The sequence below is a fragment of the Pseudomonas sp. 910_21 genome, assembly GCF_052850735.1.
In genome coordinates, this window is the sequence record NZ_VXCY01000004.1 from 612,793 (window position 1) to 633,620 (window position 20,828).

Annotated in this window: 19 protein-coding genes; 3 read left to right on the forward strand and 16 right to left on the reverse strand. The window is 62.8% G+C overall.

Annotation, left to right across the window (positions count from 1 at the left end; all coding sequences use genetic code 11):
- Positions 1–86 precede the first annotated feature (86 nt).
- Positions 87–776, reverse strand: a complete 690-nt coding sequence (locus FW796_RS16485; RefSeq protein WP_346634056.1) for a Crp/Fnr family transcriptional regulator — start codon at positions 774–776, stop codon at positions 87–89.
- A gap of 102 nt (positions 777–878) precedes the next feature.
- On the opposite strand from FW796_RS16485, the gene FW796_RS16490 reads away from it, so the two are divergent.
- Positions 879–1,403, forward strand: a complete 525-nt coding sequence (locus tag FW796_RS16490; RefSeq protein ID WP_346634055.1) for an Mpo1 family 2-hydroxy fatty acid dioxygenase — start codon at positions 879–881, stop codon at positions 1,401–1,403.
- 44 nt (positions 1,404–1,447) lie between these two features.
- Here FW796_RS16490 and FW796_RS16495 read toward each other — a convergent pair whose 3' ends face one another.
- The 9 genes from FW796_RS16495 to dibA all read right to left on the reverse strand — a co-directional run bounded on the left by FW796_RS16495 (position 1,448) and on the right by dibA (position 12,198).
- Positions 1,448–3,685, reverse strand: a complete 2,238-nt coding sequence (locus FW796_RS16495; RefSeq protein ID WP_346634054.1) for a GMC family oxidoreductase — start codon at positions 3,683–3,685, stop codon at positions 1,448–1,450.
- A complete protein-coding gene (locus FW796_RS16500; protein ID WP_346634053.1) occupies positions 3,682–4,194 on the reverse strand; it encodes a sorbitol dehydrogenase in 513 nt (170 codons plus the stop codon). Before FW796_RS16500 ends, FW796_RS16495 begins: the two co-directional genes overlap by 4 nt.
- Positions 4,191–5,567: a cytochrome C gene (locus tag FW796_RS16505; protein ID WP_346634052.1), complete on the reverse strand. Its 1,377-nt coding sequence runs from the start codon at positions 5,565–5,567 to the stop codon at positions 4,191–4,193. The genes FW796_RS16500 and FW796_RS16505 overlap by 4 nt, the downstream gene beginning before the upstream one ends.
- Before the next feature lie 310 nt (positions 5,568–5,877).
- Positions 5,878–6,867, reverse strand: a complete 990-nt coding sequence (locus tag FW796_RS16510) for a sulfate/molybdate ABC transporter ATP-binding protein (protein ID WP_346634051.1) — start codon at positions 6,865–6,867, stop codon at positions 5,878–5,880.
- Between the two features lie 3 nt (positions 6,868–6,870).
- Complete coding sequence (gene cysW / locus FW796_RS16515) at positions 6,871–7,743, reverse strand: sulfate ABC transporter permease subunit CysW (protein ID WP_346634050.1); 873 nt, start codon at positions 7,741–7,743, stop codon at positions 6,871–6,873.
- 12 nt (positions 7,744–7,755) lie between these two features.
- On the reverse strand, positions 7,756–8,574 hold the full coding sequence (gene cysT / locus FW796_RS16520) for a sulfate ABC transporter permease subunit CysT (RefSeq protein ID WP_346634049.1): 819 nt from the start codon (positions 8,572–8,574) through the stop codon (positions 7,756–7,758).
- A gap of 155 nt (positions 8,575–8,729) precedes the next feature.
- Entirely contained in the window at positions 8,730–9,740 is a 1,011-nt protein-coding gene (locus FW796_RS16525) for a sulfate ABC transporter substrate-binding protein (protein WP_346634048.1), read from the reverse strand.
- Positions 9,741–9,897: 157 nt separating this feature from the next.
- Complete coding sequence (gene oscA / locus FW796_RS16530) at positions 9,898–10,080, reverse strand: sulfur starvation response protein OscA (protein WP_022643503.1); 183 nt, start codon at positions 10,078–10,080, stop codon at positions 9,898–9,900.
- A gap of 198 nt (positions 10,081–10,278) precedes the next feature.
- On the reverse strand, positions 10,279–12,198 hold the full coding sequence (gene dibA / locus FW796_RS16535) for a phosphodiesterase DibA (protein ID WP_346634047.1): 1,920 nt from the start codon (positions 12,196–12,198) through the stop codon (positions 10,279–10,281).
- A gap of 146 nt (positions 12,199–12,344) precedes the next feature.
- Here dibA and desA point away from each other — a divergent pair, with 146 nt between their 5' ends.
- A complete protein-coding gene (gene desA / locus FW796_RS16540; RefSeq protein ID WP_346634046.1) occupies positions 12,345–13,529 on the forward strand; it encodes a delta-9 fatty acid desaturase DesA in 1,185 nt (394 codons plus the stop codon).
- Between the two features lie 187 nt (positions 13,530–13,716).
- On the forward strand, positions 13,717–14,709 hold the full coding sequence (locus tag FW796_RS16545) for a GGDEF domain-containing protein (protein WP_346634045.1): 993 nt from the start codon (positions 13,717–13,719) through the stop codon (positions 14,707–14,709).
- Positions 14,710–14,807: 98 nt separating this feature from the next.
- Here FW796_RS16545 and FW796_RS16550 read toward each other — a convergent pair whose 3' ends face one another.
- The 6 genes from FW796_RS16550 to FW796_RS16575 form a co-directional block, all read right to left on the reverse strand.
- A complete protein-coding gene (locus FW796_RS16550; RefSeq protein ID WP_346634044.1) occupies positions 14,808–16,022 on the reverse strand; it encodes a response regulator in 1,215 nt (404 codons plus the stop codon).
- 142 nt (positions 16,023–16,164) lie between these two features.
- Entirely contained in the window at positions 16,165–17,442 is a 1,278-nt protein-coding gene (gene gabT, locus FW796_RS16555; protein ID WP_346634043.1) for a 4-aminobutyrate--2-oxoglutarate transaminase, read from the reverse strand.
- A gap of 177 nt (positions 17,443–17,619) precedes the next feature.
- On the reverse strand, positions 17,620–19,062 hold the full coding sequence (gene gabD, locus FW796_RS16560; protein WP_102882696.1) for an NADP-dependent succinate-semialdehyde dehydrogenase: 1,443 nt from the start codon (positions 19,060–19,062) through the stop codon (positions 17,620–17,622).
- Between the two features lie 378 nt (positions 19,063–19,440).
- Positions 19,441–19,755, reverse strand: coding sequence for a RebB family R body protein (locus tag FW796_RS16565; RefSeq protein ID WP_092318458.1), 315 nt, complete (start codon positions 19,753–19,755; stop codon positions 19,441–19,443).
- Positions 19,756–19,810: 55 nt separating this feature from the next.
- Positions 19,811–20,125, reverse strand: coding sequence for a RebB family R body protein (locus FW796_RS16570; RefSeq protein ID WP_025128569.1), 315 nt, complete (start codon positions 20,123–20,125; stop codon positions 19,811–19,813).
- 112 nt (positions 20,126–20,237) lie between these two features.
- Entirely contained in the window at positions 20,238–20,747 is a 510-nt protein-coding gene (locus FW796_RS16575) for a hypothetical protein (RefSeq protein WP_346634042.1), read from the reverse strand.
- Positions 20,748–20,828: the final 81 nt, after the last annotated feature.

Sequence of the window (20,828 nt, forward strand, 5' to 3'; positions counted from 1 at the left end):
TAGGCAGAGACATCGCGGGGGATTTTGTAGGAGCCGGCTTGCCGGCGAAGGCGGTCTTGAGGGCCCCTTCGCTGGCAAGCCCGCGCCTACGGGGGGCCAGCGAGGGCGCGCAGGCGGTCGGTGTCGAGGATTTCGATCTCGCCATAACTCAGGCGCAGGATGCCCTGGTTCTGCAGGTCCTTGAGGATCTGGTTGGTGGTCTGGCGCGAGAGCGAAAGCATCAGCGCCAGTTGCTCCTGGGGCAGTTGCAGCAGGTTGCGGCGCTGGGCCACTTCGCCATAGCCGGCAGCGATCGCCAGCAGGCGACTGGCCACACGGGCCGGCGCCGGCATCAGGCTCAGCTGTTCCAGGTTGATGAAGGCCAGGCGCAGTTTGTGGCTCATCAACAGGGCAAACTGGCGCCAGTACTGCGGCTGTTGCTCCAGCAGTTGCAACAAGGTCGACTGCGGCACCTGAAGCAAGGTGCAAGCACCCTCGGCATAGGCATCGTGGGTGCGCGGCTGGCCGTCGAACAGGCAGATCTCGCCAAACCAGTGGGGCGCTTGCATCAGACTGAGCAAGGCTTCCTTGCCCTGTTCGCTGACCGCTCCCACCCGTACCGTCCCTTCCAGCACCGCGTACAAACCGCAAGGCGGATCACCCCGCAGGAACAGGCATTGCCCCGGCGCCAAGCGGCGCAGGCGGGCACCGGCGAGCAAACTATTCTGTAAGGAATCCGGCAGGTGGCTGAACCACTGGCCGGTCATCAGGCATTCACGCCACTGCTGCATGTCCATGAACAGGTCTTTTCCTCAAGGCATCGGCGTGATTGTCGCCTAGCTGACAGTGCCGTGATCGGTGGCCGGGCATGATCCAGCCACCCTAACGGAGGAACAACAATGAAAAGCCTCGTTGATCATCTCAGTCAATACGCCGCCTACCACCGCGACCCGCGCAATATCGCCAGCCACTTTATCGGCATTCCCATGATCGTGGTGGCAGTGGCGGTGCTGCTGTCCCGGCCCACCTGGCCACTGGCGGGGATGGTGGTGTCGCCGGCCGTGCTGCTGGCCCTGGCCTCGGCCGTGTTCTACCTGCGCCTGGAGTTGCGCCTGGGGGTGTTGATGAGTGTGCTGATGGGCCTGTCGGTCTGGGCCGGGCAGGCGCTTGCAGCGCAAAGCACCGGACTCTGGTTGAGCAGCGGCCTGGGCCTGTTCGTGATCGGCTGGGTGATCCAGTTCATCGGCCATTACTACGAGGGTCGCAAGCCGGCCTTTGTCGATGATCTGTCGGGCCTGATCGTCGGCCCACTGTTCGTGGTGGCCGAACTGGCGTTCCTGCTGGGGCTGCGCCATGACTTGAAACAGGCCATCGAGCAGCGTTCGGGTCCCGTGGCCCTGCGCCAGAAAAAAGCCATGATCTGAAGTCCCCGGCCAGGCGTGCCGACTGCACACCCGGCCAGGATGGGTCACAAACCGCCAAACTCCACTCGCACCGTCAGTGCGCCCTGGTTGTCCTGCAGGCCGACACCGTAACGTCCGTCCAGGTCGTCATTGATGCACAGCTGCAACTCTCCGCGCTGGCCCGCCGGAATCTGCGCCAGATCGCCGATCAGAAAGGGCGTGCCTGCGCTCCCGACGCGGCCGATCAGTGCCCCCTCACTGGCCCCCGGCAAGGTATAGCCGGACTTGGCGATGTAGGCCGGATTACCCTGGCCGTCCACCATGCCCCCCGCCGGACTGGCGGACCAGTGCCCACTGACGTAGCGCACCCGCTGCGCACTGATCCCATTGAGTTGCACCCCGGTGCCTTGCCAAGGCTGATTGGCCTGGACCGTCAGCGTACTGGCCTTGAGCTCGTTGGCGAGCACGTCGGCGGCCTGGAACGACAGCGCGGCGATGGTCAGGCTCGGATTGGACGTGCCGCTGCTGGGAAATACCCCGTCTCCCACCAGGAACAGATTGGGGTGGTCCCAACTGCGCTGATGCTTGTCCACCACCGAATACTTGCGGTCGGTGCCCATGCGATAAGTGCCCATCAGGTGCCCGGCCCCCTGGAAGCTGTAGGGCTCTTCATCGTAGATGAAGAACCCGGGGTTCTTCTCCCGTGTCGGTTTGAGATCAGTGAGTTCGGTAGCCCCCAGCAGCTCGGTGATGATGTAGGTGGCGGCCTGCCGGGCCTGCTTGAAACCCTCCTTGGTGTAGTCCGACAGGTCGTAGTGAATCTCCGGACGGGGGATACCCAGGCGATCCTTGTACTCGGTGGAAGGCAGGATGTAGCAGTCGGCGTGATCCGGATCCTTCTCCACCTGTTCCACCAGGAAGGCAATGCGGAACTGGCGGATCAGGCGGTCGTTGAGGGCACGGATCAGGTCCGCTCCAAACAACGCCTGGGGATCATGCTTGTCCCCCGGCAACGGGTTGGTGTGGCTGTTGTTCTGGCCGTCGATCAGGTCGCACACCGTGGTGTAGGGATCGCCGATCGGCCAGTTCAGGCCCTCGTTGCCAATCTCAATGCGCCAGGCCGCCCGGCGGCTGCGAAAGGCCCCATCGCGCAGGCTCTCGATGCCCGCCGTGGACACCGGCCCACGATAAGGGAACACCGTCTGCCCCGGCGGCATCAGCCCCCAAGCCAGGTAGATCGGGTGGTCCGACAGGCTGCGCCCGACCTGGCCACTGCTGTTGGCCACGCCATTGGGTGCCTCGGGACAGGCTGAGTTGAGCAACAGCTTGGGGGTCTCGATGGCGTGGGCGGCGATCACATAGTGCTGCCCGAGGGCCACGCCATTGGCGGTGGGCGGGCCGTCCCCCAGCTGGTACTGGATGAACTCGATACCGCTGATGCTGGACTTGCCATCGACCCGGACCTTGCTCGCCACGCTCTTGTACAGCACCCGAACATTGCCGGTCTCCAAGGCCTTGTTCAGGGTCACCGTGGCGTCGTACTTGGCCTGGATCGGGCAGATCGGCGTGCAGTTGGTATTGCCCGCACAGACCCGGCGCCCGGCGTAGGGCTCGGAGTTGCGCCCGGCCGGCGTCGGGCTCACCAGCAGCGGCATGCCGGCGAACGAATGGCCCTTGAGCGCCTTGACGAAACGCTCGTCCACCAGGGACAGAGGAATGCTGTGCATGGGGAATTGGTAGTCCTCGGGAAAGGTCATGCCCAGGTAGTCCTGGTCACCCACATCCGCCGCCACGCCGATCTCCGCCTCGGCGCGGCAGTAGGCGCTTTGCAGATCCTGATAGCCGATGGGCCAGTCGACCCCGACGCCGTACAGCGACTTGAGGCGAAAGTCATTGGGCAGCATGCGCAGGCAGGTGGCGACCCAGTGCCAGGTGGTGCCGCCGCCCACACGCTCATAGGTGCTGGTGAAGGCCAGCGGGCCTTTCTGCACCAGGTAACTGGTCTGTGGGTTCTGCCAGCCGTTGATCAGGTCGGCAATGGTCGGCCGTGGCGCATTCTGCTGGGCCGGCTGCAGTTCCGGATAAAGCTGCGGCTGCAGGTTGCTGGCCGGAGGATAGGGCGACTCCGGGGTCTTCAGGGTGGCGTTGTAGAAGCGCTCCATGTATTGCGTGCGATTGGCCGGAATGCTCGGCCCGGACTCCAGCACCAGGACCTTGATCCCGGCCAGACCCAGTTGATAGGCGATGATGCTGCCGGCCAGGCCGGCGCCGACTATCACCACATCCGCTTGTTCTGTGCTCATGACGAAGCTCCTTGCTGCCCCTTGGCGGGCACACCGGTAAAGGCCTCCAGGCTCGGCGGCGTCTCGTTCCAGTAGCCGAAATGAAACTGGCTGTAGCCCATGGGATGGGCCTGGGCGGCCTTCCAGGCCCAGCTTTGCTGGTACGCCAGGTCGGACACGACCCACTGTTGCCCGGCCTTGAAGCTGCTGGCGTCATAAGGCTGGTACCAGACCCCCAGCAGCCACATTTTCATGATCGAACGACAGGCCTTGGCCGCAGGTGTGGCCGCCGGCTGGCCGTTGCTCATCAGCAACGCCCGGGCGATCTGTTCCGGGCTCTGCTGGTCGGCCACCAGGCCGGCGTATTGGCTCAGCAGGTCATTGAGTTGGGCCTCGGTCATCTTCGGGCGGATATAGGCCAGAAACTGGCTGGGCAGGTCGATGGGGTCGATCGACGGCGCCAGCAAGGCCGTGCCGATCCCCAGCAACGCCGAGGACAGGCCGACAAAGTTCTCACGCTCGGTGCTCATGGTTTGCTCCCTGCGGCGCCAGTGGATTGGGCACGCTCCAACAGATAGGTGAAGTCGGCGAAAGTGGTGCGGGGGTTCTGGGTGACCCGGGTCGTCGCGTTGTTGTGGCAGTCCATGCAACTGGAGGACGCCTGGGGCACCGTGCCCTGGATAAAGGTTTCCAGGGTGGCGTTGGCGAGGAAGGTCGGGGCTGGGCTGCCCAGGGGATTGGTCGGCGACGGCGTCTCGCAGTCGGGGGCCGGATCGGCGGGCCATTGAGTGTCGATCATCTGGTAGTTGGCCCAGACACTCTGAGGATTGGCCGTGCGCAGCAGCGCCTGGTAGGTGCTGTTCAGCGCCTTGGCGGCCTCGGTCAGCGGGATGTCGCGGACGATCTGCGACGGAGTGGCCTTGACCGCCGGGTTCCAGGGCCGGGGCGGCGGCTCGTTGACCTTGGCCGGGCTGGCAGCGTTGTAGAACAGGTACGGACCTTTGCGCTGCTCCGGTGGGGTGGTTTTTTCCGGCACGTTGTCCACGTGTTCGAAGGTCGACCAGACCCACTGCGGCGCCAGCGCGGTCTTGTGCACGATGTGCAGGCCCACCAGTCCTACCGACTCGGCCTTGCACGACTCTTCCACGATGGGCCCATGGGTCGGATCGCTGTTGCCGGGGGTATAGACCAGGGCGTCCACCGTATGGAAGCGGCTGCGCTGGTCGTTGCCGTCCAGCACCTTCCACGAGGCCTTGACCATGATTGCGCCGAGCTTCTGGTGGGGACTGGAGCTGCAACTGAAGGCCACGCGGTTGTTCGGACTGGCGGCGAAATACGCCTGCTGGCCCTGGACGCTGTACAGGCCCTTGTCGACGATATCGTTGAACATCGGCCGGTTGACCACGATTTCGTTGCGGGTGTAGGTGCCGCTCTGGTCCACCAACGGGCCGCTCTGGAACGGCTGGATGAATTCGTCGAGGACACCCGCGACCTTGCCCATCTGTTGCAGCAGGCGCCCGGACTTGAGCCCCTCACAGGGCTTGGGAAGGATCGCCGGGGCATCCCAGGCCAAGGGCTTCTCGCCCTTGGCCCGGAAGATCTGATAGCTCTCTTTCCAGCCTTCCCAGACGGTGGGGCCGTCCTCCTTGCCGATGGGGCCAGTGCCGGGACTGCCGTCTTCCTGGGCCGGCCAGTTGAGGGCGATGAAGGTCTGCCAGGACAGCACGTCAAAATCCCGCTGCAGGCTTTCCAGGGTCGGTGCGGGAGGGGCGGTCACTGCGACGTCGTAGGGTATGCGCGAGGACAGGTCAGGTGGCGCGAGCGCCAGGGCCAAAGGGCTGAGCAGTGCACCGCATAGTGCACAACCGAACCTCGGACCGGGCCGATAGACTTCCTTTTTCATGCTTGTCTCCTTGGCATCAGGCTGGCCAGGAGACAGAACGCCGGTCCTTCATGGACTCTTCAATTGCGCCCTCCTGGCACCATTTCCAGCGTAGATAAGGAATGTTGCGGCCAGGGGACGGGCCATAGATCGAATCGAGCTAGCAGCAATAGCCGAACGCCATCACCCGCCGTCGATACGCGACACACTCTCCGTAGGAGCCGGCTTGCCGGCGAAGAGGCCCCCAAGCCGGCTGCAAACCTGGCGGACGCTTTCGCTGGCAAGCCAGCCCCCTGCGAGACGTGGGGCTCGCAGGAGGTGCCGGCTGGAGTCAGAGGCTGGAGTGTTTCTGCCAGACCTTGGGCTTGAAGAACAGGGTCTCGCCACGGGCCAGGCCGATCAGGCTGTCGTGGTCTTTCACCACTTCGGCTTCGATCAGTTCGCTCTGGCCTTCGACCTTGAGGGTGACCCGGGTGGTGGCGCCCAGGGGACGGATGTCGCGCACTTCGGCGGCGTGGTGGTCTTCCAGTTCCGAACGCGACAGCGACACTTCGTGGGGACGGAACAGCACGTGGTTGTCCTCCCCCAGGTGCAGGCGGTTGGAGTCACCGAGGAAGTGGTAGACGAAGTCGCTGGCCGGGTTCTCGTAGACCTCCCCCGGGGAGCCGATCTGTTCGATCACGCCCTTGTTCATCACCACGATGCGGTCCGCCACCTCCATGGCTTCTTCCTGGTCGTGGGTGACAAACACCGAAGTCAGGTTGATGTCTTCGTGCAGCCGCGCCAGCCAGCGTCGCAGCTCCTTGCGCACCTTGGCGTCGAGGGCGCCGAAGGGTTCGTCCAGCAGCAGCACCTTGGGTTCCACCGCCAGGGCGCGGGCCAGGGCGATACGCTGGCGCTGGCCGCCGGACAGTTGCTCCGGGTAGCGATCGGAAAGCCAGTCCAGTTGCACCATGTTCAGCAACTCATGGACCTTCTCGGCGATCTTGCTCTCGCTGGGACGCTGGTTCTTGGGCTTCATGCGCAAGCCGAAGGCAACGTTGTCGAACACGCTCATGTGGCGGAACAGGGCGTAGTGCTGGAACACGAAACCGACGTTGCGATCACGCACGTCGTGGCCGGAAACGTCCTCACCGTGGAAGACGATGCTGCCGTCGTCCGGGGTTTCCAGGCCGGCGATGATCCGCAGCAGGGTGGTCTTGCCGCAGCCGGACGGGCCGAGCAACGCCACCAGCTCGCCGCTGTGGATATCCAGGTTGATGCTGTTCAGCGCCTTGAAGGCGTTGAAGTTCTTGCTGACGTTACGGACTTCGATCGACATGACTTATTCCTCCGCGGCGCTGGCGCGCAGGCGGTTGATTCGGGATTCGCTCCACTGCTTGAGCAGCAGGATGAACAGCGCAAGGATCAGCAACAGGCTGGCGACGGCGAAGGCGGCCACGTGGTTGTACTCGTTGTAGAGGATTTCCACGTGCAGCGGCAGGGTGTTGGTGACCCCACGGATGTGCCCGGACACCACCGATACCGCACCGAATTCGCCCATGGCCCGGGCGGTACAGAGCACCACGCCGTAGATCAGGCCCCATTTGATATTGGGCACGGTGACGTGCCAGAACATCTGCCAGCCATTGGCCCCCAGCAACCTGGCGGCTTCCTCTTCCTGGGTGCCCTGCTCCTGCATCAGCGGGATCAGCTCACGGGCGACGAAGGGCACGGTGACGAAGATGGTGGCCAGGACGATACCGGGCAAGGCGAAGACGATCTGGATGTCGTGATCCGAAAGCCACGGGCCGAACAGGCCCTGGGCGCCGAACATCAGCACATAGACCAGGCCGGCGATCACCGGCGACACCGAGAACGGCAGGTCGATCAGGGTCACCAGAATACTCTTGCCACGGAACGAGTACTTGCTCACGCACCAGGCGGCACTGACCCCGAACACCAGGTTCAAGGGCACCGAAATCAGTACCGCGATCACCGTGAGCTTCAACGCCGACAAAGCATCGGGTTCGAAGATCGCTTCAAAGAACGCACCGATGCCCAGCTTCAAGCCCTGGGACACCACGATGAACAACGGCAACAGCAGGAACAGGGCGAAAATCAGCCAGCCCAGGCCAATCAGCACCCGTCGCGAGGTGGCACTGCCACGGCGGGCGGCGTTGGCGGAGGACGCTGCAGAAATAGACGATTGGGACATGTTCGCGCCTCCTTAGGGTCGTTCGATGCGCCGCTGCAGCAGGTTGATCAGCAGCAACAGGACAAAGGAAACCACCAGCATCAGCACGCCGATGGAAGTGGCGCCGGTGTAATCGTACTGGTCGAGCTTGACCATGATCAGCAGTGGCAGGATTTCGGTCTTCATCGGCATGTTGCCGGCGATGAAGATCACCGAGCCGTACTCGCCGACGCCCCGGGCGAAGGCCAGAGCAAAGCCGGTGAGCCAGGCCGGCAGCAGGGCCGGCACCAGGATATGGCGAAACACCTGCCAGGGCTTGGCCCCAAGGCAGGCGGCGGCCTCTTCCACTTCACGGGGAATGTCCGCCAGCACCGGCTGCACCGTGCGCACCACGAATGGCAGGGTGACGAAGGTCAGTGCCAGGGTGATGCCCAGGGGCGTGTAGGCAATCTTGAAACCCAGGTCGGTAGCGAACTGTCCCACCAGGCCGGTGGGCGCGTAGAGCGCAGTCAGGGCGATGCCCGCCACGGCAGTGGGCAGGGCGAATGGCAGGTCGATCATGGCATCGATGATCTTGCGCCCGGGGAAGGTGTAACGCACCAGGACCCAGGCCAGCAGGGTACCGATGATGCCGTTGATGATGGCCGCATACAGCGCGGTACCGAAGCTCAGCTTGAGCGCGGCGAGCACCCGTGGCGCCGAAATGATCGCCCAGAACTGTTCCCAGGTGAGTTGCGCGGCATGTACGAACATCGCCGCCAGGGGGATGAGCACAATCAGGCTGAGGTACACCAAGGTGTAGCCCAGCGTCAGCCCGAAGCCGGGTATGACGGGGGAGATACGACGCGACATAAGAGTCCTTGGTTAGCGGAACCGATACGCAAAACCCGCAACTGAATGCGGGCTCTACCTTGTAGGAGCCGGCTTGCCGGCGAAAGGGCCTGCAAGTCGTGCATTGCCCTTCAGGACGCCTTCGCTGGCAAGCCAGCTCCTACGGAGGGTCGGGTTTACTGGGCCGTGTAGATCTGGTCGAAGACACCACCGTCATTGAAGAATTTCGGTTGGGCAGTTTTCCAGCCGCCGAAGTCCTTGTCGATAGTCACCAGGTCCAGTTTGGGGAACTGCTGGGCATATTTGGCGGCTACGTCCTTGTCCCGGGGACGGTAGAAGTTCTTCGCGGCGATTTCCTGGCCGGCCGGGCTGTACAGGTGCTTGAGGTAGGCCTCGGCGATCTCGGTGTTGCCTTTCTTCTCGGCGTTCTTGTCCACCACCGCCACCGGCGGCTCGGCAAGGATCGACAGCGAAGGCACGACGATGTCGAACTTGTCGGCGCCGCCGTCTTCCTTGAGGGCCAGGAAGGCTTCGTTTTCCCAGGCCAGCAGCACATCGCCCTGACCGTTGTTGACGAAGGTGATGGTCGAGCCGCGAGCACCGGTATCCAGCACAGGCACGTGCTTGAACAGCTCCTTCACGTATTCCTGAGCCTTGGCTTCGCTGCCACCGGCTTTCAGGCCGTAGGCCCAGGCGGCAAGAAAGTTCCAGCGGGCGCCGCCGGAGGTTTTCGGGTTCGGGGTGATCACCGAGACGTCTTTCTTGATCAGGTCGCCCCAGTCCTTGATGCCTTTGGGATTGCCCTTGCGCACCAGGAACACGATGGTCGAGGTGTAGGGGGTGCTGGCGTCGGGCAGGCGTTTCTGCCAGTCCGCCGGCAGGGTCTTGCCGAGCTTGGCGATTTCATCGATGTCACCGGCCAGGGCCAGGGTCACCACGTCGGCGCGCAGGCCGTCGATCACCGCCCGGCCCTGTTTGCCGGAACCACCGTGGGATTGCTGGATCTTCACGTTGTCGCCGGGATGCTCTTTCTTCCAGAAGCTGGTGAACTCGGCGTTGTAGTCCTGGTACAGCTCGCGGGTCGGGTCGTAGGACACGTTGAGCAGTTCGTAATCCTTGGCAACGGCGGAACCGGCAAAAACGGCACTGGCGAGGGCGGCCAGGGCATAACGGCGAATCGACGACATGATGGAGCTCCCGAAATTTTTTAATGTGCTGGCATTTTTCTTATGGCGAATCAGTCCCGCATTCGCGGGCGAACGCTGGGGTTCAGGCTGGGGGTCATGGATGACGCCCTCCGGTTATCCAGTCGGGCCTCTCGATCACGAGAGGGTGATGCGGCGTTCAGCTGGGTTTGTTGCCGGGCTGCTGCAGACGGAATTTTTCCTTGCGTTCGATCTGCACGACCTGGGCGTTGTGCACGGTGATTTCCACCGCACCGAAACGCAGGTCGCGCAGGGCGCTTTGAATTTCCCGCAAGATGGTTGCTTCGTCCTGGCCGTCAACGCTACGTAGAGATGCGCTCATGGTGCTGCTCCTGAGTGAGATGTGCCTGGCAGTGGCGGCACTGCTTGCGGCGTGGGAGCAATAGTAGATAGGCGCGGATATTCTTAAAAATACTATTTAAGAATGTTTATATAACCAGAAGAAATTATTTGGCGGGACACGGGCTTACGCCGCAAGAGCCCCCTGCAACCGTCGCCGCAACGGCTACAGGGGCGGCCATCAGCGGATCTGCGGAGCGTTGCTCCAGACCAGTTGTTCAGCGGGCACCGGCCTTCCGAACCAGTAGCCCTGGCCCAGATCGCAGCCATGTTCGAGCAGGAACCGCGCCTGCTCCGCTTGCTCGATACCCTCGGCGTGAACCTGCATGCCCATGCTCTGGGCCAGGGCGATGATCACCCGGGAGATCGCCGCATCGTCTTCATCGAACGGCAGGCCGGCGACAAAACCCTGGTCGATCTTGAGTTTCTGCACCGGCAGGCGCTTGAGCCGCAGCAAGGAGGAATAGCCCGTACCGAAGTCGTCGATAGCCAGGCGAATGCCCAGTTCACGCAGGCGGTGCATCTGCTCCAGTGCCACTTCGGGATCGTCCATGACCGCACTCTCGGTGACCTCCAGTTCCAGGTAGGCCGGATCCAGGCCCGTGTCGTGCAGCACCTGGGCCACCTGCTGGTACAGCTCGCTGCGAGCGAACAGACGAGTCGAGACATTCACTGCAACAAACGACAGCACCACGCCCTCAGCCTGCCACTGGCACATCTGCCGACACGCCTGCTGCATGACCCAGGCGTCGATCTCGCCAATCATCCCGGTGCGCTCGGCAATCGGTATGAATTCCGCCGGCGACACCAGGCCGCGTTCGGGATGTTCCCAGCGCACCAGGGCCTCGACGCCGATCAGGCGGCTGCTCTTGAGATCGTGCACGGGCTGGTAGTAAACCCGCAGCTCCTGCTGCTCCAGGGCCCGGCGCAGTTCGAAGGCAATCTCCACCCGTTGCTGGGCATGGGCGGTGAGTTCTTCGGTGTACAGGGCATAACCGTTGCGCCCGGCACTCTTGGCCTTGAACAGCGCCGCGTCGGCGTTGCGCAGCAACTGACTGGCGCTCAGGGCATCACTGGGGAACAGGCTGATGCCGATGCTGGCGTTGATCACCACCTGCTGTTCACCCAGCTGGAAGGGCTCCTTGAGGCCGTCGATGATGCGCTGGGCCAGGGCCGCGGCCTGCACCAGTTGCGGGCAGCTTTCCGCCAGCACTGCGAACTCGTCGCCCCCCAGGCGCGCCAGGGTCATGCCCGGGCCGAACATGGCCCCCAGGCGCCCGGCCACGGCCTTGAGCAACTGGTCGCCGACGTTGTGGCCGAGGCTGTCGTTGATCATCTTGAAATGATCCAGGTCGATCATCAGCATGGCGCAGCCGCGCTTGTGGATCTGCGCCGACGCCAGGGCCTGTTCGGCGCGATCGGTGAACAGCAGGCGGTTGGGCAGGTCGGTCAAGGGGTCGTGGTGGGCCAGGTGGGCCAGTTCGTGCTCGGAATCCTTGATGGCACTGATGTCGGAGAACACCGCGACATAGTGGGTGAGCTCGCCTTGCTCGTCGCGGATCGCGCGAATGCTCTGCCATTGCGGGTAGATCTCACCGCTCTTGCGCCGATTCCAGATTTCGCCACTCCATTCGCCGGTTTTCTGCAGCGAGTCGAACATCGCCTTGTAGAAGTCCGGCGAATGGTGACCGGACTTGAACAGGCTCGGCTGGCGACCCAGCACTTCTTCGCGCTGATAGCCGGTGATCTCGATGAAGGCCCGATTGACGTGGACGATCTGGCCTTGGGTATCGCTCACCAGCACGCCCTCGCGGGTGCAGTCGAATACCGCTGCGGCCTGACGCAGGCGTTCGCGGTCCTTCTGCTGATGGCGCAGCCAGCGGTCGGCTCCCAGCACCCGCAGCAAACGCGCCCGGGCAAAGAAGATCAGCACCGCGCTGACCACCGCCCAGACGTAACCACTGATCATCTGCCAGTGGGCCTGGTCAGCGAATTCATCGAAGAAACTGCTCAATAAATAACCACTGAACTGCAGCCACACCAATGACAGCAGCAGGTAAAGCAGCGCGGCACGCAAACCATTGCGATAAGAAACCGACATAAGCCCGTCTATTTCCACACGAAAAGTTTGGGATTATAGAGGAAGAAACATTCCGCCACTCTTATCTGAAAGGGCGACTGGTTTTCTCAGTGAGCTTAGTGATAATGCCTGAGCTGTTTTTTTCTTTATCGAGGGCCTTATCGCCTATGTGGTATGAAGGTTTACTTGGCTTGTCCGCCTGGCAACTGGTGGCAGTCACCCTGTTGATGACTCACGTGACCATCGTTGCGGTCACGATCTATCTGCATCGCTATTCCGCGCACCGTTCCCTGGAACTCAACGCCGGCCTGAAACACTTCTTCCGCTTCTGGCTGTGGCTGACCACGGCGCAGAACACTCGCGAGTGGACCGCCATCCACCGCAAGCACCACGCCAAGTGCGAGACCGTCGACGACCCCCACAGCCCGGTGATCAAAGGCCTGTCCACGGTGCTGCGCAAGGGCGCGGAGCTGTATCGCGAAGAAGCCAAGAACCCGGAAACCCTGCGTATCTACGGCAAGAACTGCCCGGAAGACTGGATCGAACGCAACCTGTACAGCCGCTACAAGCTGGGCGGTATCGCGCTGATGGCGGTCATCGATCTGCTGCTGTTCGGCACCATCGGCATCACCATCTGGGCGATTCAGATGATGTGGATTCCGTTCTGGGCCGCCGGCGTGATCAACGGCCTGGGCCACGCCGTCGGCTACCGCAACTTCGAATGCCGCGACGCCGCCACCAACCTGGTGCCCTGGGGCATCATCGTCGGCGGCGAAGAACTGCATAACAACCATCACACCTATCCCAACTCGGCCAAGCTCTCGGTGAAGAAGTGGGAGTTCGACATGGGCTGGGCCTGGATCAAGCTGTTCAGCCTGCTGGGGCTGGCCAAGGTCCAGCGCGTGGCCCCCATCGCCCACCGGGTCGAAGGCAAGGGGCACCTGGACATGGACACCGCCATGGCCATCCTCAACAACCGGTTCCAGATCATGGCCCAGTACCGCAAGCTGGTGATCGGCCCGCTGGTGAAGCAGGAGCTGGCCAAGGTCGATCACTCGGTACGCCACCAGTTCCACCGTGCCAAGCGCCTGCTGTCCCGGGAAACCAGCCTGCTGGAAGACCGTCACCACCTGCGTATCCAGAACATGCTGGAGCACAGCCAGGCGTTGAAAGTGATCTACGAGAAACGCCTGGCCCTGCAACAGATCTGGGTCAAGACCAGCGCCAACGGCCACGACATGCTGGCGGCGATCAAGGACTGGGTCCACGAGGCCGAGGCCAGCGGTATCCAGTCCCTGCGGGACTTCGCCAATCAACTGAAAACCTACTCCCTGCGCCCCAACGCAGCCTAAGCCAAAGCCCCTCGCCACAGGCTGGCGAGGGGCGGCTCCGACCGTCTGGCGGGCGCTCGCAGTATCGCCGTCACGGCCGGGAACTTAGCGTCCGATCCCCTATCTCAAGCAACACTTCGCCACCCAGGCGGGCTTGGTTGTAGCCGCTGTCGAACTTGGCGCGGCACGCCCTTTGAGATCTGTGCCGATGGTCAATAAGAACCCACACATTCCATCTTCGCTTCCCCAGTGGCCCGAGGCCGCGCAAACCCTAATGGCCCTGATGCACGCACAGGGCGAAGTCGCTCGCCTGACCGAGCGCGAGCAGCTGTTCAGCTCCTTGCTGGTCAGCGTCAACGCGGTGCTCTGGGCCTATGACTGGGAACATCGCCAGGTGCTCTATGTCAGCCCGGCCTATGAGCGCATTTTCGGGCGCCCCGCAGGCCTGCTATTGGCGGACTACAACCAATGGCGCAACAGCATCTATCCCGATGACCTCGAATACGCCGAGCGCAGCCTGGCCCAAGTGCTGGAAAAGGGCGCGGTGGAAGATCGCGAGTACCGCATCATCGACGCCGAAGGCCAGGTGCGCTGGCTCAGCGACAAGTGCTTCATCAACCGCAATGCCGAGCCCGGCCAGCGCCTGATCGTGGTGGGCATCGCCGAAGACATCACCGACAAGAAACAGCTGGAGGCCGAGCTGCAACGCCTGGCCACCACTGACGTGCTGACCCAGAGCAGCAATCGCCGACACTTCTTCGAGTGTGCCAACCGCGAGTTCGAACAGGCCCGATTGCAGGGCTCGCCCCTGGCCTTCCTGTTGCTGGATATCGATGACTTCAAGGTAGTCAACGACACCTACGGCCATCCCGAAGGCGACATCGTTCTGCAGCGCATTGCCGAGAGCGGACGTGCAGCACTGCGTCGGGGCGACCTGTTCGGACGCATCGGCGGTGAAGAGTTTGCTGCGGTGTTTCCAGGGTGCGCCGCGGACATGGCACGCCAGGTGGCCGAGCGCCTGCAGCGGGAGATTCAGCGCCAGAGCTTCAGCCATCAGGGTCAGGTCTTCAGCATCACCGTCAGCCAGGGCCTGACCAGCCTGCGGCGGGAAGACGAAAGCCTCGACAGCCTGTTCGCCCGCGCCGATACGGCCATGTACGAAGCCAAGCGTCAGGGCAAGAACCGCATCGTCAGCGGCTGACCGCCATCCCGTAGGAGCTGGGTTGCCAGCGAAGGCACTCCTGAGGCTTGCACAAAGCTCGAAGGCCCCTTCGTCGGCAAGCCGGTTCCTGCGGCGGTTCAGCCTTTGCGCAGGCGGGAAAGCTCAGGCAAGCCGACTTTCAGCAGACGCGCCGTCTTGCTGCGAGCCACCTCCTCCACGCCTTCATGTTCGGTCAGCCGTGCCAGTTGCGCCGCCAGGTTCATCACCAGGGCTTCGCGGGAATAGACGCCGCCGCCCAACTGGTAGATCGAGGCGATCAGTTCACGCAGTTCCAGCGGCATGCGCCAGCGGGTGCGCAGCGCCGAGCCATAGGCGGCACCGAAGCGCTCCAGGGCATCACCGATTTCTTCCTGCTCATCCAGTTCGCCACCGGCCTGCTGCCACTCTTGCAGACAGCGCAGCAACGCCAGGTCGCCCAGGCGGTGCAACAGGCCCGCGCAATAGCAACGCTCCTGATCCAGGTCCAACAGGCGGGCCAGGGTCCGACCATATTCCGCCGTGTGCAGCGACAGCTCCCAGTAGCGCTCGGCATAGTCCGCAAGGGCCGGATCGCTCAGGCGCGCGCTGCGCTTGAGGGCCAGGCCGAGAATCAGGTTCATGCTCTGCCCGGTACCCAGCCGGTGCAGGGCCTGGGACAGGGTCTGTACGCCTTCACCGTTGTGTTGCGCGGCACTGTTGGCGGCGCAGATCAGCACGGCAGTGATTTGGGGGTCGGTGCGGATCTCCTCCTCCAGCAGCTTGAGGTCCAGCCCGTCGGGGTTGAGGCTGCGCTTGACCGCCAATTGCACATCGGTCAGCAACGGGGCGCCGTCGGCGATCTCGCGACGGCGTTCAAGAAAGGTCCACAGGGTCATGCCCGGGGCCAGGGTCGGCACCTCGCAGGAAACCTCCTGGCCAGCATCCAGCAGCAGCCCCTGCAGACGCTGGGTCAGGCCTTCCATGTTCAAGGGTTTGGTCAGGTAGGCAGTGGGCGCCAGAGGCAAGGCCTCGCGCACGCTGGCACTGTCGCTGCGCACGCTGAGCAAAATGAATGGCTGCAATGGGTTGCGCTTGCGCTGGCGCACGGAGCGCAGCAAGGCGAGACCGTCGATGCCCGGCAACTCCCAGTCGGCAATGATCAGGTCATAGGGTTTGGCACTCAACAGTTCCAGGGCTTCCTGACCGTCGGCACACAGATCCAGGCGTGCGTCACAGCGAACGTTGAGTAGCACTTGCTTGAGCAAATCGCGGGACCAGGGATCGGCCTCGGCAATCAGCACACGAGGTACAGCGGGTAAATCAACAGCGGTCATGCAGCACGCTCCCTAGGCAATCCTTTGCACCTTAGTCAATGCGCGGGCTTCCATACAGCGCAAATCCCCTATGGACCGCCTGGGGATGAAAAAAACCCGCCGAAGCGGGTTTTTTTGTCGATCAGGTCACAACACCGTCAACTCAGAGTTCAGCGAAGCACTCTTCGATGATGGCCAGGCCTTTGTCCAACTGCTCGTCCGGCGAGGTCAGTGGAACCAGAACCCGCAGTACGTTGCCGTAGGTGCCGCACGACAGCAGGATCAGACCCTTGTCGCGAGCCTTGGCCACGACCTGCGCCACAGCAGCGGCGTTCGGCTTGTGGCTGTCGCCGTTCTCGAACAGCTCGACCGCGATCATCGCGCCCAGGGCACGCACTTCACCGATCACCGGGTACTTGGCCTGGATGGCTTTCAAGCCGCTGACCAGGCGCTCGCCCACGGCCTTGCAGCGGTCCAGCAGGTGCTCTTCTTCGAACACTTCCATCACCGCCAGAGCGGCTGCACAAGCGATCGGGCTACCGGCGTAGGTACCGCCCAGGCCGCCTGGAGCGATGGCGTCCATGTATTCGGCCTTGCCGCAGACACCGGCCAGCGGGAAGCCGCCAGCGATGGATTTGGCGAAGGTGGTCAGGTCGGCGGCAACGCCCATCTGTTCCATGGCGAAGAAGGTGCCGGTACGGCCGGCGCCAGTCTGCACTTCGTCAGCGATCAGCAGGATGCCGTGCTGGTCGCACAGGGCGCGCAGGCGCTTCATGAACTCTTTGGGCGCGACGTAGAAGCCGCCTTCGCCTTGTACCGGCTCGATGATGATCGCAGCGATATCACGTGGCTCGGCGTCGTTCTTGAAGATGCGCTCGATGCTGGCGATGGAGTCGTCGATGCTCACGCCATGCAGTTCGTTGGGGTACAGCGCGCGGAAGATGCCGCCTGGCATCAGGCCCATGCCGGCCGAGTACGGCACGACTTTGCCGGTCAGGCCCAGGGTCATCATGGTGCGGCCGTGGTAGGCGCCGGTGAAGGCGATCACGCCGGCGCGGCCAGTGGCGGCACGGGCAATCTTCACGGCGTTTTCCACGGCTTCGGAACCGGTGGTCACCAGCAGGGTTTTCTTGGCGAAGTCACCTGGAACCTTGGCGTTGATTTTCTCGCACAGTTCCACGTAAGGCTCGTAGGCCAGGACCTGGAAGCAGGTGTGGGTCAGCTTGTTCAGCTGCTCGGTCACCGCGGCGATGATTTTCGGGTGTACGTGACCGGTGTTCAGCACGGCGATGCCGCCGGCGAAGTCGATGAATTCGCGGCCTTCAACGTCGGTGACGGTGGCGTTCTTCGCGCTGTCGGCGAAGATCGGGTGAATCTGGCCAACACCGCGCGGTACAGCGGCTTCACGGCGTTTCATCAGGGATGCGTTGGTCTTGCTCATAGTGTCCTCATTCACCGCTGCTACAGCGGTGTGATTCAAGGGTTGCGGGGCGGGGAAGCGCCTGCGACAGCATGCGATGATCGACTGCCGGAGCCTTCCCGGGCCACCTTGAAAATTACGTTTTTTACAGCGGCGCAAAGGGACAGCGCTCTCGTGCCCTCTGCGCTTGAAGCGAAATCAGATGCCCAGGCAGAGGTACTTGATTTCCAGGTAGTCCTCGATGCCGTACTTGGAGCCTTCACGGCCCAGGCCCGAGGCCTTGATGCCGCCAAACGGCGCCACTTCGTTGGAGATCAGGCCGGTGTTGACCCCGACCATGCCGTACTCCAGAGCCTCGGCCACGCGGAACACACGACCCAGGTCGCGGGCATAGAAGTACGAAGCCAGGCCGAACTCGGTGTCGTTGGACATGGCGATGACTTCAGCTTCGTCTTTGAAGCGGAATAGCGGCGCCAGCGGGCCGAAGGTTTCTTCCTTGGCCACGGCAGCGTCTTTGGGCACGTTGACCAGAATGGTCGGCTCGAAGAAATTGCCTTCCATGGACTTGCCACCGGCCAGCAGGGTCGCGCCTTTTTTCAGGGCGTCGGCGATGTGTTCCTGGACCTTGGCCACGGCTTTTTCATCGATCAGCGGGCCGGTGGTGGTGCCTTCTTCCAGACCGTTACCGATCTTCAGCTTGGCCACGGCCACTTTCAGCTTCTCGGCGAAGGCGTCGTAGACCGAGTCCTGGATGTACAGGCGGTTGGCGCAGACGCAGGTCTGGCCGTTGTTGCGGTACTTGGAGATGATCGCGCCTTCGACGGCCTTATCCAGATCGGCGTCGTCGAACACGATGAACGGCGCGTTACCGCCCAGTTCCAGGGACACTTTCTTGATGTCCTTGGCGCATTCGGCCATCAGTTGGCGACCAATCTCGGTGGAGCCGGTGAACGACAGCTTGCGCACGATCGGGTTGCTGGTCAGCTCGCCGCCGATGTCGCCGGCACTGCCGGTAACCACGCTGAGCACGCCTTTCGGAATCCCGGCGCGGTGCGCCAGTTCCACCAGGGCCAGGGCCGAGAACGGGGTTTGCGAAGCGGGCTTGATGACCATGGTGCAACCGGCGGCCAGGGCCGGGCCGGCTTTACGGGTGATCATCGCCGCCGGGAAGTTCCACGGGGTGATGGCCGCGGTCACGCCGATCGGCTGCTTGATCACGATCAGGCGCTTGTCAGGCTGGTGACCAGGGATCACGTCACCGTAGATGCGCTTGGCTTCTTCGGCGAACCATTCGATGAAGGAGGCGGCGTAGGCGATTTCGCCCTTGGCTTCGGCCAGCGGCTTGCCCTGCTCCAGGGTCATCAGGCGACCCAGGTCGTCCTGGTTTTCGATCAGCAATTCATACCAGCGGCGCAGCTTGGTGGCGCGCTCCTTGGCGGTCAGGGCACGCCAGGCCGGCAGGGCCTTGTCGGCGGCTTCGATGGCGCGGCGGGTTTCGGCGGCGCCCATCTTGGGTACGGTACCGAGGATTTCACCGGTAGCGGGGTTGTTGACCTTGATCGTCTGACCGTTGTCCGCGTCGACCCAAGCTCCATCGATGAAGGCTTGTTGGCGGAACAACTGGGCGTCTTTGAGCTGCATGTCGGCTTCCTTAACAGCACCGCGCATACGCGGGGCGAATTGTGATTGTAAAAAAGGCGCCCTGTCAGGCATGGACCGCGCTGGCGCGTCTGCAAGCCTTGGACAAAGCTGCCGTCAGGAAAATCGTTCACTGGGTAAAAGCACGAAAATGTCGCACACAAGGATAGACGTGCGCTTGGGCACCCAGGCAAGAGCGTTTGAAATCTCAAACGAATCCTAGGGTCAACGGGGGTAAAGGACAATAGGCTGTTCGAAAAAAAGAACGTAAAGGCGCCTAGCGGTAAAAAATCCGCATCAACCTCCCATGCTGCCGGGCAAAAGACAACGCCCCCGGGGCCTGCAGACCGCGGGGGCGTTGGCGTGACGCCAGAGGAAGGATCAGCTACTGAACGACTTGAGCACCGTCAGCAGACTGGTGAGGTTGTCGGCCACGCCGCCCTGGGCGACTTTTTCGGTGGCCGACGCACCGGCAGTGGTGTCGACGCTGTAGATCTGCATCACGCCCTGGTTGGTCGCGGCCTGGGCCAGGGTGTTTTGCTGCTGCTGGGCCGAAACCGAGTTCTGGAACAGGATGGCCACGGATTGGCCCATGGACTGGTAGACGGTACCCATCGCCATGGCCGGTGCTTCGGCAACGACCTTGACGTTGGTCTGGGTGACGGCATCGGTGATTTGCGGACTGACTGTGCTCATAAAAACTCCATTTTTTTAGCAGGAAAGTTCAACGGGGGATCAGCCTTTCAGCCACTCAGCCCTGGAAGGACTTGAGTACTGTCAGCAGGCTGGTGAGGTTGTCGGAGACCCCGCCCTGGGCAACCTTCTCGGTCGCGGCGGCGCCGGCGGTGGTGTCGACGCTGTAGATCTGCATCACGCCCTGGTTGGTCGCGGCCTGGGCCAGGGTGTTTTGTTGCTGCTGCGCCGAGACCGAGTTCTGGAACAGGATCGCGGTGGCCTGGGCCATGGATTGGTAGATGGTGCCCATCGCCATGGCCGGCGCTTCGGCGACGACTTTGACGTTGGTCTGGGTGACGGCATCGGTGATTTGTTCGTTTACAAGTGGCATGGCTCAACTTCCTTTGTTAGTACACGGAGCATTCCGTGTCATTGAGTGAACGCGGCAGTCGTTTTGCTGTGAACCGTGGGGCCTGGGACCCTCGGCTTATTTCAGGGGGGGCTTATTGCCCACTGCCGGCAGTCACTTGCTTGAGGGTGTCCTCGACCTTTTGCGCCAGCTCGGCCATTCGCGCTTCGATGGCGGCTTTCACCTCCTGCTGTACCAGGGTGCCGATCAATGCCTTGAGCGCCGGATCATCCGCCGGGGCCGGGGGCGGTGACGCCGGAGCAGGGGCAGAAGCCGCGGCCTGGACCTGCGCCTGGGAGCCGGCCGCGCTAAGCAATTGCTGAAGCAGCAGGTCGCGGGTCTGGGGATTGTCGGGACCGGGGGCTGCGGGTCCAGCCAACTGCTCGATCAGCTGCCGGGTGCGTTGCTCGTCCGCCTGAATCACATCCAGGGCACGCTGACGGGCCTGATCAATGCTGTTCTGCGAGGCCTGGACCAGATCCACCGACTTGTTCTGCACAAAGGCCTCCAGCACCTGGCGTTCGACAACAGTCAACGGGCGCTTCAAATAGGTTTCGGCAAAACTGAGGATCGTCGCTACCGCCTTGGGGTCTTCATTCGCCATTTCATGCTCCTTATTGATGAATGACGTTGAAGGGCTGGGCACCGTGTCCGTCGAACTTCAACGCCAGGGGTGACAAGAGAG

Coding starts and splice junctions, on each gene's coding strand:
- FW796_RS16495 (WP_346634054.1), bottom strand. CDS start 3,685: ATGAGCACAGAACAAGCGGATGTGGTGATAGTCGGCGCCGGCCTGGCC.
- FW796_RS16575 (WP_346634042.1), bottom strand. CDS start 20,747: ATGGCGAATGAAGACCCCAAGGCGGTAGCGACGATCCTCAGTTTTGCC.
- gabD (WP_102882696.1), bottom strand. CDS start 19,062: ATGCAGCTCAAAGACGCCCAGTTGTTCCGCCAACAAGCCTTCATCGAT.
- FW796_RS16500 (WP_346634053.1), bottom strand. CDS start 4,194: ATGAGCACCGAGCGTGAGAACTTTGTCGGCCTGTCCTCGGCGTTGCTG.
- FW796_RS16525 (WP_346634048.1), bottom strand. CDS start 9,740: ATGTCGTCGATTCGCCGTTATGCCCTGGCCGCCCTCGCCAGTGCCGTT.
- gabT (WP_346634043.1), bottom strand. CDS start 17,442: ATGAGCAAGACCAACGCATCCCTGATGAAACGCCGTGAAGCCGCTGTA.
- desA (WP_346634046.1), top strand. CDS start 12,345: ATGTGGTATGAAGGTTTACTTGGCTTGTCCGCCTGGCAACTGGTGGCA.
- FW796_RS16550 (WP_346634044.1), bottom strand. CDS start 16,022: ATGACCGCTGTTGATTTACCCGCTGTACCTCGTGTGCTGATTGCCGAG.
- FW796_RS16570 (WP_025128569.1), bottom strand. CDS start 20,125: ATGCCACTTGTAAACGAACAAATCACCGATGCCGTCACCCAGACCAAC.
- FW796_RS16485 (WP_346634056.1), bottom strand. CDS start 776: ATGGACATGCAGCAGTGGCGTGAATGCCTGATGACCGGCCAGTGGTTC.
- cysT (WP_346634049.1), bottom strand. CDS start 8,574: ATGTCGCGTCGTATCTCCCCCGTCATACCCGGCTTCGGGCTGACGCTG.
- FW796_RS16510 (WP_346634051.1), bottom strand. CDS start 6,867: ATGTCGATCGAAGTCCGTAACGTCAGCAAGAACTTCAACGCCTTCAAG.
- FW796_RS16545 (WP_346634045.1), top strand. CDS start 13,717: ATGGTCAATAAGAACCCACACATTCCATCTTCGCTTCCCCAGTGGCCC.
- cysW (WP_346634050.1), bottom strand. CDS start 7,743: ATGTCCCAATCGTCTATTTCTGCAGCGTCCTCCGCCAACGCCGCCCGC.
- FW796_RS16490 (WP_346634055.1), top strand. CDS start 879: ATGAAAAGCCTCGTTGATCATCTCAGTCAATACGCCGCCTACCACCGC.
- oscA (WP_022643503.1), bottom strand. CDS start 10,080: ATGAGCGCATCTCTACGTAGCGTTGACGGCCAGGACGAAGCAACCATC.
- FW796_RS16565 (WP_092318458.1), bottom strand. CDS start 19,755: ATGAGCACAGTCAGTCCGCAAATCACCGATGCCGTCACCCAGACCAAC.
- dibA (WP_346634047.1), bottom strand. CDS start 12,198: ATGTCGGTTTCTTATCGCAATGGTTTGCGTGCCGCGCTGCTTTACCTG.
- FW796_RS16505 (WP_346634052.1), bottom strand. CDS start 5,567: ATGAAAAAGGAAGTCTATCGGCCCGGTCCGAGGTTCGGTTGTGCACTA.